This window comes from Paenibacillus sp. FSL K6-3182, from assembly GCF_037976325.1.
Lineage (GTDB): Bacteria > Bacillota > Bacilli > Paenibacillales > Paenibacillaceae > Pristimantibacillus.
In genome coordinates this window covers 6,185,978-6,200,638 of record NZ_CP150265.1, presented here as the reverse complement: position 1 = coordinate 6,200,638, position 14,661 = coordinate 6,185,978, and the positions used below count along the sequence as shown (strand labels likewise).

General features: G+C 46.3%; 11 protein-coding genes. All 11 read left to right on the top strand.

Translation table 11 applies throughout. From position 1 onward, the window contains the following. The first annotated feature begins 1 nt into the window (after position 1). Positions 2–1,387, top strand: coding sequence for a hypothetical protein (locus MHH56_RS27285; RefSeq protein ID WP_339204778.1), 1,386 nt, complete (start codon positions 2–4; stop codon positions 1,385–1,387). Further along, complete coding sequence (locus tag MHH56_RS27280; RefSeq protein ID WP_339204777.1) at positions 1,384–2,553, top strand: glycosyltransferase family 4 protein; 1,170 nt, start codon at positions 1,384–1,386, stop codon at positions 2,551–2,553. The genes MHH56_RS27285 and MHH56_RS27280 overlap by 4 nt, the downstream gene beginning before the upstream one ends. A gap of 1 nt (position 2,554) precedes the next feature. Continuing rightward, positions 2,555–3,688 carry a glycosyltransferase gene (locus tag MHH56_RS27275; protein WP_339204776.1) on the top strand — a complete coding sequence of 378 codons (1,134 nt, stop codon included), beginning with the start codon at positions 2,555–2,557 and terminating at the stop codon, positions 3,686–3,688. Beyond that, positions 3,685–4,257 carry a DapH/DapD/GlmU-related protein gene (locus tag MHH56_RS27270; protein WP_339204775.1) on the top strand — a complete coding sequence of 191 codons (573 nt, stop codon included), beginning with the start codon at positions 3,685–3,687 and terminating at the stop codon, positions 4,255–4,257. The genes MHH56_RS27275 and MHH56_RS27270 overlap by 4 nt, the downstream gene beginning before the upstream one ends. Positions 4,258–4,272: 15 nt before the next feature. Then, positions 4,273–5,304 (top strand): glycosyltransferase family 4 protein, encoded by a 1,032-nt coding sequence (locus tag MHH56_RS27265; RefSeq protein WP_339204774.1) that lies wholly within the window; start codon positions 4,273–4,275, stop codon positions 5,302–5,304. A 3-nt stretch (positions 5,305–5,307) separates the two neighbouring features. Further along, positions 5,308–6,207 (top strand): glycosyltransferase, encoded by a 900-nt coding sequence (locus tag MHH56_RS27260; RefSeq protein WP_339204773.1) that lies wholly within the window; start codon positions 5,308–5,310, stop codon positions 6,205–6,207. Between the two features lie 9 nt (positions 6,208–6,216). Next, the gene (locus MHH56_RS27255; RefSeq protein ID WP_339204772.1) at positions 6,217–7,569 is read left to right on the top strand and encodes an oligosaccharide flippase family protein; all 1,353 of its coding nucleotides are present in this window, start codon (positions 6,217–6,219) and stop codon (positions 7,567–7,569) included. Between the two features lies 1 nt (position 7,570). Beyond that, complete coding sequence (locus tag MHH56_RS27250) at positions 7,571–8,524, top strand: polysaccharide pyruvyl transferase family protein (RefSeq protein ID WP_076269091.1); 954 nt, start codon at positions 7,571–7,573, stop codon at positions 8,522–8,524. Positions 8,525–8,597: 73 nt separating this feature from the next. Beyond that, positions 8,598–9,965 carry a sugar phosphate nucleotidyltransferase gene (locus tag MHH56_RS27245; protein ID WP_339204771.1) on the top strand — a complete coding sequence of 456 codons (1,368 nt, stop codon included), beginning with the start codon at positions 8,598–8,600 and terminating at the stop codon, positions 9,963–9,965. 29 nt (positions 9,966–9,994) lie between these two features. Next, a complete protein-coding gene (locus MHH56_RS27240; RefSeq protein ID WP_076269089.1) occupies positions 9,995–11,335 on the top strand; it encodes a UDP-glucose/GDP-mannose dehydrogenase family protein in 1,341 nt (446 codons plus the stop codon). Positions 11,336–11,363: 28 nt separating this feature from the next. Further along, a complete protein-coding gene (locus MHH56_RS27235; RefSeq protein ID WP_339204770.1) occupies positions 11,364–14,606 on the top strand; it encodes a hypothetical protein in 3,243 nt (1,080 codons plus the stop codon). The last annotated feature ends 55 nt before the right edge of the window (positions 14,607–14,661 follow it).

The following is a 14,661-nucleotide window of genomic DNA, read 5'->3' as shown; positions in this document are numbered from 1 at the left end:
GATGAGCCAAATCTTGCAAAGCAATCTAGTGATTAAAGCTAAATTAGCCAAAAAAGAAGAGAAGCAGCAAATCTTTTTGGCGATTTATTTATGCTTCTTGCTGGTGCTGACCGTCTACCAGGATTTCCCGTTAGTCAACATAATCGGCGAGATTGGCAGGTCACCCATTATTTTGCTGGTTCCGCTGTTTGTGTTATGCGAAATTGGGCTGCTGGCGAAGCATAAGCGGGTGATGCATGGCAGCATGCTGCAGAAGTATATATTCGGATTTATTTTATATTTGTGCTTTATCAGCATTGCCTATTTGCTAATTCAATTCATTCAAGGCAGCTACAGCTTCGGATCAGAGAGTCTGCTTGGCAAAGCGATAAAGGTACTTATTTATTTTGTGCTCATCCTGCTTTATATCAGGCATATGCAGCTCATTTTTTCCAAAATTACAAGCTTTAAGACGCTGTATGGCTGCTTCCTAGCAATCGTTACGCTGCTGACGGTCATTATGATCTTGGAGCTTATGAGTATGCCGAACGCCTTCACGTATTTGCATGCAGGGAGCAGCCCTTATTGGAGGGTTCGGATGCTGACCTCGGAGAGCAGCACGACGGGCTCCATCGTGGTTGTATATGCATCCATTTTGGTATATCTGACAAAGTATTTGAACAGTTTCGGCAAGACGCTAACGATCGTTTATGCTTCAGGTTTTTTTCTGTTTTACTTATTTATTACAGGCTCCAAAGGGTTTATGATTATCAGCTTGTTCACGTTAGTCGTGACGATGATTAAGTTTTTGGATTTTCGAAAAAAGAAAAATTTTGTTTTGCTCATCTCAGTCGTTCTGGCCATGTATATGTTCATCACTAATTTTTCTGCGGGGCTGGTCAGCTCGTTCAGTAATGACATCGAAAACTACACATCTTCCTACACGCGTATGGGAACGATCATCATCGCGCTGATTACGGTGTTTCACAATCCGCTCGGGGTTGGCACAGGAGCATATCTCATGTATTTCGATAAGTATGTGAATGATTCGATCAGCATGATGTCCCATTTCTATTACAATACATTTGGCATCAGCCAAATTAATGCGGGGGAGCTGTTGCAATATTCGGGCTCGGACAAAAACTTAGGCGTCAAATCGGGATTTTTCCAATGGATTATGTTTGGCGGGCTATTCGCAGTTGTGTTCTTTTATCTGCTTGCCAAAAACCTGATCGTCAAAGTGAAATCCAGCTCTATATTATTTCTTGCTTTAGTTTTTATCTTATTTTCAATGCTTCTTGTTTCCTTGGAGATTAAATATGAGATATGGCTGCTATTTGCTTTTATTAGCCTTTTTTTAGGCAAAAACGATATAGATCAACCAAAAAGGTCGGGGGTATCCAAATGAAGATGCTTGTGGTGTGCAGTGATTTTCCCTATCCCGCCGATCATGGCGGAAGGGTAGACACATGGGGAAGAATCAAGGTGCTCGCTGAGCTTGGCTGGAAAATCCACTTGCTCGTTTGCGGCAAGCAGATGCCATCTAAGGAAGAAATGGACACAGTATATAATTACGTGGAAGAGATTACGTTATGTGATCGAAGAAGCAAGCTGGCTGATCTGCTGCATGTTATTCCGATGCAGGTGCAGTCGCGTAGTGAACTAAGTAATGTAGAGCTGGCAGGAGATTATGATTATGTACTTCTTGAAGGCGACTATGTGTATCCGGTTTTGCAAAATCCAAAAATCAAACATGATACGGTTATCCTACGAGTGCATAACGATGAAGCGGTCTATTTCAAGGCGCTAGCCAATAGCACTAAAAACGTCGTTCACAAAATGTATTACCACATGGAGAGCCGCAAATTCACGATTTTGCAAAAAAAAATGCTGGAGAAGGTGGATAAATACTTGTTTATATCGAGCAAGGAATTTGAAAGCTTCCGCAAACAGCATCCTGCTGCAAAAAGCTTGTTCCTTCCGCCTCCGGTTACGAAGGTCAACTTCGAAGCTAGTGATTTTCGCAGCAAGCATGTCGTGTTCATTGGTTCCCTATTTATGCCGAACAACCGAGAAGCAATTCAGTGGTATCTGGAGCATATCCACCCGCTGATGCTGAAGGAGCCGGACTATAAGTTCATCATAGCAGGGAACAGCAGAAAACAGAGCCTCAGCTGGCTCGAGAGCTACAACCTAAAGAATGTCATTGTACATGATACGCCAAAGAGTTTGGATGAAATATACCGAAGCGGCTATTTATTCGTTAACCCGATGCAGAACGGAGCAGGCGTCAAGCTGAAGACGATTGAAGCGATTCAGAACGGCTTGCCGGTTATTTCCACCTCCATCGGCTACGAGGGAACAGGACTTGTAGATAACGAGCATATCATGGTCGCTGATCGGCCGGAGCAATTTTATGGGAAAATCAAGCAGCTATTCGATGATCCTCAAAGGGCAAAATCATTGCTGGAGTCATCGCAAAGCTTCTTGCGCACCCATTACAATCACAAAGAAGTATTGAAGACATATATGCAATCCTTGAACGTCAGTTATCCAGTAAAGCAGGTGCTCTAATATGAGTCGAAGTAAAACGAATGTGTTGTTTGTTACCCACGCGGATAAGAAGGGCGGCGCTGAGCAAAGCCTGATCCATCTCATCAATTATTTGGACACGTCAAAATATCGGATTTTTTTGTTAAGTCCTCGCGATGCGACATATCTAAATGAAATTAGATCGGATTATGTTCATTTTCCGCTGCAGCTGGGCAGCATTAAGAAAAAACTAGGCTTAGGTTATATCGAAACGGTGCTTAAGATTCAGTCCTTTGTTCGTAAAAATCGCATCGACATCGTTCATGCCAACGGCTGGCGCGCACCTTGGTACACAGCTCCGCTAAAGTTTATGACGAAGTCAAAGCTGATCTGGCATCATCGCGACTATACCCATTTGCGTATGTTCAACCAAGTGCTGCCGAAATTTTTTGATCAGGTAATATGCATTTCGCATTTTGTAGCCAATTCGATTCAGGGCAGCAACAAGACTATCATTTATAACGGTGTTGATCCAGAGCTTGCTTTGACGAGAAAGAGCAGAGCCTTTATGGAGGATGATACACTCATCATCGGCACGTTCGGCCGGATTGTGGAATGGAAAAGATACCATCTCATGATCGAGGCAGTGAAGAAACTGAGCGACAGCAATCGGAACAATTGGAAGCTGCTCATCGTGGGCGATGCATCCGTTGACGGGTCGGATGACTATTACAATGACATGATCCAAAAGGTGCTGTCCTACGGCTTGGAGCATCATGTGGTCTTCTATGGCTACAGCAAAAAACCGCTAGATGTGATGAAGGAATGTGATTTAACGATAAACTTCTCCCTTAACGAGCCGTTTGGCAGAGTTATTATTGAATCGATGCTCGTTGAAACGCCAGTTATCGTTGCAGATTCGGGCGGAGCGCCAGAAATTATCCATCATACGAGAGGCGGCTTCATCGTGAAGGACGGCGATGTAGAAGAGCTGTATCAGACGATGAGAAGCGTTTACGATGGGGAAGTTGATTATGAGGAACTATCAAGCCAAGGTTATGCAAGCGTAATGAGCGACTTTAACATGAGCTCCATTGCGAAGAAGGTGGAGTCGACATATCGTGAGCTGCTTGCGCCAAACTTAAAATCGGAAGCGGCAGGCGGGATGGTCAGATGAGCACCGTATATAATCGATTAAGCTTCGGCAAGCTCCTGGCTGTATTAAAGGGGGCTGCCATACTGCCAATTAAGGCGAGTTCAGCTGGCAGGCTTGGCCGTATTTCTGGAAAGCTGACCTTACGAAACAAAGGGCGGTTCATCGTTGGGAAAAACGTTTCTTTCCATGCGAAGCCGCTGCCTTCTTCAGTTACCGTAGAGAAGCAGGCGGAGCTTTGGGTAGGGGATAATGTGTTTTTTAATTATGGCCTCGACATTGGCTGCACGAAGTCGATCCGAATTGGCAGCAACACGATTATCGGTCCGATGGTGAACATTATCGATACGAACTTCCACCCCGTAGATATGGAAGACCGAGCTGGCAGCAAGGACATCGTCATCTCGGACAATGTGTGGATTGGACGCGGAGCTGTTATTTTGCCTGGCGTAACGATTGGCAGCGGTTCAGTCATTGCTGCAGGCAGCATCGTAACGCGGGATATTCCGAATAATGTGCTGGCAGGCGGTGCACCCGCAAAGATTATTCGCGAGCTCCAGATTACGAAGGAATGGGTTCGCAGATATAACTAAAGGGAGCGTACGGCGATGAAAGTATGGATGTGGCCAAAATCAAGCGAATTGAACTTTTACAATGATTTATTGACCGATTCACTCAGCAGTGCAGGCATGGAAGTGAAGGATTTGCAGCATGGCAAGCTAGCACTTCAGGTCGGGCAAGCGAAAGCTGGCGACATTGTCCATATTCACTGGATGCATCATGCCTATCAGAATGATAATCTGCTGTTGTTCATGGTGAAATCGATCATATTTATAATGACGATGATTTATTTGAAGCTGCGAAAAGTGCAGCTGGTTTGGACGATTCATAACCTGTATCCGCATCAGGTGAAGTATAAGCGGCTGGAGCGTTACATGCGAACGATCATTTGCAAATTTTGCAGCAAGCTGCTGGTTGCTTCGGAGTCGATCAAACGTAAGGTTATGATGGAATTCGGAGTGCCGGCTAGCAAGCTTTTTGTCATAAAGCATGGTCATTATCTTGGCGTGTATAAGCCTGCAGGCTTCAACTTCAGAGCGTCTTATGGCATCAGCGAAGAAGCTGATGTTTATTTGTTTTTAGGGGCAATCAAAGCGTATAAGGGTGTCGAGGATTTAATTGAAGCGTTTAATGCATTCAAAACTCGAAATACCTATCTGATCATTGCGGGCAAAGCGGACAAGCAAATGGAATCCTATTTGAAGCGGGTAGAGGATAAGGAAAACATTATTTTGGACCTGCGCTTCATTCCAAATGAAGCAGTCGCTGACTTGATTAGCGCCGTTGATGTGATGGTGATGCCGTACAAGGAAATTACGACCTCCGGCTCTGCGATACTTGGCCTCTCGTTCAGGAAGCTGATCGTCATGCCGGACAATGATTTTATCGATGAGTATTTTATGGAGGATATGGTCGTGAGCTACAACCCAAGCGATTATAACGGTCTCGAAAATGCAATGAAAGCCGCGTTAAATGTGAAGAGAGAGCATAAGACGCCTAAGTACGAAGAAGTGCTTAAGGAACTCGACTGGAGCGCGATCGCACAGAGGATAAAAAATGTTTACCAAGGATGGGGATAAAGGATGAAGGTAACGGTGGCCATCTGCACCCATAACCGGGCGAAGGATACGGGAGAGGCAATAGAGAGCGTAATTGCCCAAAGCTTTGAGCGGGAACAAATCGAGATTGTTGTAATCGACAACAGATCAACAGACAATACGGTTGAAGTGGTAGGCAAGCTTGCGTATCGGTATGGTCCAAGCATTCGGTATATTTTTGAGAACAAGCTTGGTTTGTCGGTAGCCCGCAATCGAGCGATTAAGGAAGCAAACGGTGAATTCATTTTATTTTTGGATGATGATGCGTTGGCTTCGCGGGACTGGGTGCAGCATATTGTGAACGTGTTCGAAAGCGATCCGGCGATAGGCTGCGTAGGCGGCAAAATTGATCCGATCTGGGAAGCGGCTGAGCCGGACTGGATTCCAGAGGAGCATCGATCGGTATTCACGATTCTTGATTATGCAAACGATGTGAAGGAAATGCCTGCACCGTCCATTCCATATGGCGCAAACGTCGCATTTCGGTCAAGCGTCTTTCATAAGTATAAGCCGTTCCGAGAGGATCTTGGACGGGTAGGCACAAACCTGCTCTCAAGTGAGGAAAGCGAGCTCATCGCACGGATTCGTGAAAGCTACAAAGTATATTATACGCCATATGGATCTGTTCAACACAAAATTGCCAAGGAGAGAACGACAAAAAAATGGTTTTTGAAGCGGATTTTCTGGCAAGGCGTGAGCGATGCGGTTAAGCGGCAGGATCGAAGCCTCTTTGCTATCGTAAAACATGTGATCCGAATGATTCAGGCGATTGGAACATCCTTGCTATCGATTTTTCATTTTAAGAAATTCATCAGTCAAGTCGTGAAAATATGTTATCGCAACGGGTCATTAGTCGGCATTCTGCGCTATAACGGTAGGGGTTGACGGAAAGCTATGGCACAGCTTGCTATTTCTAAAGCGTGGAGAGGCAACGGCCTCGTTCAAACGATTATGCGCACGAGTGCAACGAACCTGCTAGTCATGGTTATCAGCACGCTGACTTCCATTGTGACGGCGCGTATGTTCGGCGTTGTTGGCAAGGGCGAATTTTCAGCCATTTTGTTTTGGCCAACGCTTCTCGCGGGTCTTGTTGGCTTCGGCCTGCCGACCTCTCTTATTTATAATATGAAGCAAAACAAAGGCAGCGGCAGCGATTTTGTTAGAGCTGGTTTTCTATTTCAAATTCCAGTCAGCATCATTATTGGCGTGGTCGCGTGGGTATGGCTGCCGGTATGGCTTGGCAACTATCCTGCTGACATCATTCAAATTACGAGATGGTATACGGTACTCATGCTGCCGATTCTGCTCGCTATCAATTTAATATCTGCGCTGGCGCAAAGTACTGGCAAGTTTAACATTTATAACGGTGTGCGTTTATTGGTTCCGCTGTGCAATCTGGTTGGGCTCTTGGGGTTATGGGCAATAGGTGATTTAAGCCTGCATAATGCTTCGCTTGTATTTCTCGTAACCAGCGTGCTTGTCGTTTCATGGTCACTCTATAGTTTAAGAGAAACGCTTCAGATGAACTGGTTGAAGGGACTCGGCAATCGGCTGGCAGCGAAAGCGTTATTCGGCTATGGCAGCAAAGTGTTCGGAGTGGAGCTTCTCGGTACGCTGTACACACAGTTTGACAAGCTTGTCATTCTATCGATGCTGACTGCTAGAGAGCTAGGGCTGTACACGGTCGTTTATGCGCTGTCCCGCGTATTCAATGTCGTACAGATGGCGATTACGAATGTTGTGTTCCCGAAGGTTACCGGCATGGAGAAATCAGCCATTATCGCAACGGTAGGCAGGGCGTTTCGGTTATCGATGCTGCTGATGACGATTGTAGTCATCCCGAGCATGTTCATCGGGCGTTATCTGATGGGCATCCTGTTCGGAGCGCCGTTCCTTGAAGCAAGCGGAGCCTTCTATCTGCTGTCGTTCGAATGCATTCTCGGTGGCGGCTCATGGATTTTGGCATCCTCGTTTAATGCAATGGGCCGACCTGGGTTGGTACTTGTCCGTCAGCTTATAGCCTTAGCGGCAACCATTGGATTGTTTTTTCTGTTTACACCCCTGTATGGGCTAAATGGAATTGCACTTGCTTTATTAATTGGCGCAGTCATTCGTTTAGTAGTGACGTTGGCCTCGATGAGAATTATTTTCCAAGTAAAGCTATCAGGGATGTTGTTTGATAAAAATGATTTCCGTTTTTTAATTGAGCGTTTGAAAGACAAAAAACAACGTAAAGGAGCGCGTTGATATGCAAGTTGAAGCACAGGTACATCCGATGGAGGGGCTCAAAAAGATGCTTCTCCGAATTACGAAGGTGATACCACCGGGTTCAAGCATTTATTATATCGATTATCCCGTTTACAACAATGGCGGCGATTTGCTCATTATGAAGGGTGCAGAGGCGTTTTTTAAAGACAATCATATCCGCGTGGCTGCGCGTTATAGCGTTCTTGATTTTCCAGACAAGCTGACCATTCCGAATGATCAAATTATCGTCCTTCAAGGCGGAGGCAACTTTGGTGATTTGTACCCGGTTCATCAGAAGCTGCGGGAGAAAATCGTAAAGGATTATCCTAATCACCGAATTGTACTGCTGCCGCAGACGATTTTCTTCGAGAAGGAAGCGGAGTATGATCGCACGGCGCGTATTTTTAACGCGCATAAGGATGTTCATCTTTTTGTGCGGGATACGCTGTCCTATGGGATAGCAGCTCAAAAATTTGATAAATGCTGCGTATACTTATCGCCGGATATGGCACATCAGCTGTGGCCGATTTTGCCCAAAAGCAGCCCCGGCAAGGAGCTGCTCTGCTTCTTCCGTACCGACATCGAGAAGACAAGCGAGCAGGCGAGCTTTGAACTGGCAGGGAGAGGCGATTATTTGGACTGGGCTTCCCTATACAATCGCGTCGAGAAAAAATCAATTAAGATGATCGGGCAAATGATGACGAAAAGCGGTGTCCCTCTGCCGATGCAGGCGATATGGGGCAAGTACTCCGACTATCTCGTAGACAAAGCGGTCAAGCGCTTCAGCGGCTATCGCATCGTGCAAACCTCTAGGCTGCACGGGCATATATTATCCTGCTTGATGGACAAGCCTAATACGCTGCTCGATAACTCATATGGCAAAAACTCGAACTACTACAATACATGGACCAGCGGGATCAAGTCAGCGCAGCTGGTGGTGAAGAACGAAGCATAATGATCTTGGCATATCGAAGAGAGTAAGTACGAATCGAATCACCGTATCATAAAAACGATTAGGAGGAATCAACATGAAGATTGTTCTTCTATCCGGAGGCTCGGGCAAGCGGCTGTGGCCGTTGTCGAACGAATCGAGATCCAAGCAGTTTTTGAAGGTGCTAAAAGACGAGAGCGGCGAGCGTGAATCGATGGTTCAGCGCGTATGGGGACAAATCACGAAGGCGGGTTTACGCGAGCATGCTTATATCGCAACAAGCAAGCCGCAGGTAGATATGATCCATAGTCAGCTCGGAAGCGAGATTGAAGTGATCGTCGAGCCGGAAAGAAGGGACACCTTCCCCGCTATCGCGCTCGCAGCAACCTATTTATATTCGGTGCAAGGTGTAAGCTTGAATGAAACAGTCGTTGTCATGCCAGTTGATCCCTACGTGGAGCAATCGTTTTTCCATAAGACGAAGGAGCTTGAGCTGGTTTTGAATGAATCGGGAGCAGATTTAGCGCTTATGGGCGTGAAGCCAACGTATCCTTCGGAAAAATACGGTTATATCGTTCCTGAGCTTGCAGCTGAGGCGAACAATTATGTCAATGTAAACAGCTTTAGAGAAAAACCCCGCGAAGAAGAAGCGGCAGCCATGATTGAGCAGGCTGCACTTTGGAACTGCGGGGTTTTTGCATTCAAGCTTGATTTTCTCATTAACATTCTGATTGCTAATGAACTGCCGATTCAATACGACGAGATGCTGAAGCAATACGGGAAGATGCCGAAAAACAGCTTTGACTATGAAATCGTAGAAAAGTCCAATCATATCGTGGCATTGCCATATGAGGGCGATTGGAAAGACCTTGGAACTTGGAACACCTTGACCGAGGAAATTGAAACGCCGCTTATTGGAAAAGGGATTATTTCGGGAGATTCAACGAACACGCATGTCATTAATGAGCTCGACATCCCGATTACTCTGCTGAATGTATCGAATGTCATTGTAGCGGCGAGTCCGGACGGAATTTTGGTATCGGACAAAGCGGCTAGTCCTATGATCAAGGAGGTCATGAAGCATTCCGACCAGCGTCCGATGTATGAGGAGCGTCGTTGGGGCCGCTATCGTGTGCTTGATTATTTGAAATATCCCGACGGCAAGGAAGTGCTGACTAAACGAATATGCGTTGCGCCAGAACGGAACTTAAGCTATCAATATCATCTGCTGAGAGACGAGGTATGGACGATTGTTGCCGGACATGGCGTCATGGTGCTGAATGGTCGAAGCTTTGAAGTGAAATCGGGCGATGTGCTAACGATATCGAAAGAAAGCCTTCATAGCCTGCGCGCAGAAACAGAAATGGACATTATCGAAATTCAGACAGGGACGGAGCTTATTGAAGAGGACATCGTCCGGCTTGCCTTCGATTGGAATGAGATTATGCAACTATGCACCGTATAAATAAATCATTCAATGAAGGAGCGAATAGCATGAACATCACGGTTATTGGAACTGGCTACGTGGGGCTCGTGTCGGGCATTTGTTATGCGGAGCTTGGCAATCGCGTCATTTGCGTAGACAAGGACCCGCGCAAAATTGAGACACTAAACGCTGGCGGCATTCCGATCTATGAGCCAGGCCTCAAGGAGCTAGCAGCGTCGAACCGAGCAGCAGGAATGCTCACCTTCACGACTGATTTGCGAAGCGCGGTACAGCAATCGGACATTATTATTTTGGCGGTAGGAACACCTCCGCTGCCAAATGGCGAGGCTAATCTATCTTACATTGACCAAGCAGCCATAGAGATTGCAAAGGCGATGAACGGTTATAAAATCATAGCGGTAAAAAGCACTGTACCCGTTGGAACGAATGAACGTCTAGCAACCGTCATCGCCTCCCACACGAGTGAGTTGTTTGACAGTATCTCGCTGCCAGAGTTTTTGCGCGAGGGCTCGGCGATACAAGATACGCTGCATCCCGATCGCATTATTATTGGAGCCAGCTCACAAAGCGCAGCAGAAATTATGAAGCTGCTTCATATTCCTTTAACGGAACAAATCGTTATTACAGATATTCGCAGCGCTGAAATGATTAAATATGCGTCCAATGCATTTCTAGCTACCAAAATATCATTTATCAATGAGATCGCTAATATTTGCGAGAAGGTAGGCGCAGATGTAACGAAGGTAGCTGAAGGAATGGGTTATGACAAGCGAATTGGCCCATCGTTCCTAAAAGCGGGAATCGGCTACGGGGGCTCTTGTTTTCCTAAAGATACAAGCGCCTTAATTCAAATTGCCGGACATGTTGATTATGAGTTCAAGCTGCTGCGCTCGGTAGTAGAGGTCAATCAGGATCAACGCTTTAACGTCATTCGCAAGCTGGAGACGATATTTCAAGGTGAGCTTTCAGGTAAGACGATTGCAGTATGGGGGCTTGCATTCAAGCCGAATACCGATGATGTGCGCGATTCGCCAGCATCGGAAATTATTCAACATTTGGTGGACAACGGCGTTAAGGTCAAGGCTTATGACCCTATTGCGACTGACAACTTCCGTACTTTATATGAAATTAGCGGTGTTGAATGGTGTGAGGACGCGATGGAAGCGGCAAAAGATGCGGATGCGCTTTGCTTGCTGACAGAGTGGGAGGAGTTCTCACATGTTGACCTTGGACTGCTTCAACAAGTATTAAAAAGTCCGATTCTGATTGACGGCCGCAATGTTTTCGAAGAGGAGCATTTGGTTGGTACTGAATTTGTTTATTACTCCGTAGGCCGCCCTAGCCTTAATCAAGGCGTAAAGCAGCAAATACCTGTATTGCAATTTTAAACCAAACTAATGACCAGAGGTGAATGAAATGACGTTTCGAAAAAAAGTAACCTTATCCGCGCTGGCGATCTCCATGCTTACAGCATCGCTAGGCGGATTACCGCTCAGCCAGAAAGGGCTGACCGAGAAGCTGGGATTTGTTCAAGCGGCGAGTGCTGCAGAAGCTGCGCTGCCTTCAAGCGTGTTTTTGGAGCGTATGCAGGCTCTATATGCTGCACTAGCAGCTGGGGACAAGACGGACATGCAAGAGGTTAAAAATTTGCGAGATGAAATTGCCGGTCTGGATGAAGCAACAAACCAGCAGCTGATCGATCCGATTTGGACAAAAATTAGCGAGAAGCTTCCTGAGTCTGCCGACAAAGCGGAACTTAAAGCGAGCCTGTTCCGGTTGATCAAGGCTGTAGGCTCCTTCCGTTACGACCCTGAAGCCTCTGATTTGGAGGCTATTCGCACGAATCCAGAATTTCGAGCAACCTTGAAGACGATTGCAGCTGCAGGCGGTGACGAGAACATTAGATTGGAAGACTTTCTCGTCTTTATGTTTGGCGATGGCAGCAGCCGTAAAGGCGTTGAAGGAACGATTGGCAGCCTGATCGGGGAGAAGTCTCCGGAGGAGCTGATTTTGCTGCTTGGCAATAAGCAGGGCATTGTAACGGTTCTTCTTCAGGCGATGGAGAAGCTGATGGGTGAGACGAATGAGTACAAGTTCAGCTCTATTTTGAAAAATTTAGGCGTGACGCCGAAGGATGTAAGAGCGACCGTACAAAACTTCCAGGTGAAGCTTCAGAAGGACGAGCCTGCGATCAGCGCGATGACTGTGGCGTATATTCGTTCAAGCGTGAAGTCAAGCGTGAAAATAGACTACACTGGTCGTGTACATTCGTATAGCTTAAATGTATTCGGCGTATATCTTTTCCCACAAGTTCTGCAGTGGTCAAAGGTATCCGGTGATTCTAATGTAAAGGTATTGCCTACGGGTGTCGTTACTATACCGGATGCTGCGAAAACCGGTACAGCTGTTATTCAGGCTAAGCTGATCAATCCATACGGTGGCTCGGCGAAAGTCATATTTGAGCAAGAGGTTACCTTAAACGCTGCAATTTCGCATGAGACCGAGTTTCCTGTGGAGTCATTCCTTGCGCGGATGAATAAGCTGTATTCTGCTCTAGCAGCAGGAGATCCAGCAGATGTTGGAGCCGTTCGCAATTTGCGTGATGAGCTTGCTGGGCTGGACTTCGCTAAGGATCACAATTTAATTGATCCGATTTGGAAGAAGATTGCAGCTAAGCTGCCCGCAGAAGCAGACCAAGCAAAGCTGAAGGCTGTTTTATTCAATATGGTTAAGGAGATTAGCTTGATTCCATATGACCCGCAGGCTGCAAGTTTAGAGGAGATTCGCAAAAATCCTGAATATCGTGCTGTGTTAGCTGAGCTTGGAGCAGCCGGAGGCGGTGAAACTAGCTTTGTAATAGACGATATTCTCATGTTTTTATTTGGCGATGGTGGCGTTAACCCAGGTGTAGATGGCGCTATAAGGCAGAAGCTTGCCAGCCTGTCACCGACTCAGCTGCTGCAGTTGATTGGAGATAAGCAAGCGATTTCCGCACTGCTGCTCCAGAAGACAGAGGAGCTGCTAAGTGAAACCGGCAATTATAAGTTCAGCTCCGTTTTAAGCCAGTTGGGTGTAACGGCGGAGGAGTCTGCTGCAACCATGCTTAACTTCCAAGCTCGATTGAAGATGGATGAGCCAGCAATTCAAGCGCTAATTATCGCTCATATGCGCTCTGAAGCTGTCGAGGCTGTTAAAGTCAGTGAAGATGGCCGTGAGCAAAAATTCAGCTTGAAGGTGTTCGGCGTGGATGTTCCGCCGCTTGCGCTGCGGTGGAGCAAAGTTTCTGGAAGCAAAGATGTGAAAGTATCTTCTGGTGGTACGGTTACGCTTCCGCGAGGCGTTGCCAGCGGATCGGCGGTTGTTCAAGCGACATTGATTAACCCATATGGTGGACAAGCTAAAGTTATTTTTGAGAAAGAGGTTACGTTAACAGCTACAAATGGAGAGGGAGAACACTTCCCGGCTGAAGAATTCCTTGAGAGAATGAATAAGCTTCACGCGGCACTGCTTGCTGGAGATCCTTCGGATGTGCAGGATGTACGCAATTTGCGCGATGAGATCGCCAAGCTTGATTTTGCCAAGGATCAATCACTTATTGATCCAGTCTGGGTCAAAATTGCTCCTAAGCTTCCCGCATCGGTTAACCAAGCGGAGCTGAAGAAGACTGTGTTCCAGATTATTCAGTCTGTAGGCTCCCTGCAATATGATCCAGAAGCGAAGGGACTTGAAGCGATACGAACGAATCCAGAATTCCGTGCTGCACTGAAGACGATTGCCGCAGCAGGCGGGGTAACAAGCCTCAGCATGGATGATTTCCTCGTTTTGTTGTTCGGTGATGGAGCTGACCGTCCGGGTGTTGAAGGGACCGTTCGCAACATTATCTCGGATATGAAGCCGCAGGAGATCGCTCAGCTGCTCGGCAACAAGGAAAAAATAAATGCGGTTATTATGGAAGCCATGGGTGAAATTTTATCCAAAAAGGATGATTATGCATTAAGCGAGGCGTTGAACAACTTAGGTGTTAAATCGGCTGATGTACGACTATCTGTTTTTAAATTCCAACTAAAGCTGAAATATGATGAGCGGGCCCTTAACGCATTAACAGTTGCTTATATCCGTTCAGAAGTTATTTCGGCGGTGAAGATTACGGCTAGCGGAAGGCAGCATGAATACAGTTTGAAGCTGCTTGGCACTGTTTTGCCATCCTCGTTCTTGAAATGGAAGAAAGTATCGGGAAGCAAAGATGTCACGGTCGATTCGCGAGGGAAAGTAACGATTCCGAAAAAGGTTGCTAATGGTACGGCTGTTATTCAAGCGACTTTAGTGAATCCATACGGCGGCTCTGCTAAAGTGATTTTCCAGCAAGAGGTGACGCTCGTTAATGAAGATGTGGAAATTGATCCTAAGGCAGAGTTTAAGAGAATAGCTGAAGAATTGGATAGCAAGCTGAACGAGGTTAAGAAAAAGCTGAAAGCAGCGACCAACGATGAGCAGAAGGCACAACTGATCATGGATGTTGTACAGGCTAGAAATGTAGCTGTTGATGAGATCAATAAAGTAAAAACAACGAACGCGCTGAAAAATAAGGCGATAAACGAAACGAAAAGCAAGGTCAACAAATTGCTTACTACTATTATTACGGAAATCATGCGATCTTAACAAAAAGCAGCCAGTCTTCTTTCTCGTCTAAGAGAAAGGAGACTGGCTTCTTTCT

Coding starts and splice junctions, on each gene's coding strand:
- MHH56_RS27280 (WP_339204777.1), top strand. CDS start 1,384: ATGAAGATGCTTGTGGTGTGCAGTGATTTTCCCTATCCCGCCGATCAT.
- MHH56_RS27255 (WP_339204772.1), top strand. CDS start 6,217: ATGGCACAGCTTGCTATTTCTAAAGCGTGGAGAGGCAACGGCCTCGTT.
- MHH56_RS27265 (WP_339204774.1), top strand. CDS start 4,273: ATGAAAGTATGGATGTGGCCAAAATCAAGCGAATTGAACTTTTACAAT.
- MHH56_RS27240 (WP_076269089.1), top strand. CDS start 9,995: ATGAACATCACGGTTATTGGAACTGGCTACGTGGGGCTCGTGTCGGGC.
- MHH56_RS27275 (WP_339204776.1), top strand. CDS start 2,555: ATGAGTCGAAGTAAAACGAATGTGTTGTTTGTTACCCACGCGGATAAG.
- MHH56_RS27270 (WP_339204775.1), top strand. CDS start 3,685: ATGAGCACCGTATATAATCGATTAAGCTTCGGCAAGCTCCTGGCTGTA.
- MHH56_RS27235 (WP_339204770.1), top strand. CDS start 11,364: ATGACGTTTCGAAAAAAAGTAACCTTATCCGCGCTGGCGATCTCCATG.
- MHH56_RS27245 (WP_339204771.1), top strand. CDS start 8,598: ATGAAGATTGTTCTTCTATCCGGAGGCTCGGGCAAGCGGCTGTGGCCG.
- MHH56_RS27260 (WP_339204773.1), top strand. CDS start 5,308: ATGAAGGTAACGGTGGCCATCTGCACCCATAACCGGGCGAAGGATACG.
- MHH56_RS27285 (WP_339204778.1), top strand. CDS start 2: ATGAGCCAAATCTTGCAAAGCAATCTAGTGATTAAAGCTAAATTAGCC.
- MHH56_RS27250 (WP_076269091.1), top strand. CDS start 7,571: ATGCAAGTTGAAGCACAGGTACATCCGATGGAGGGGCTCAAAAAGATG.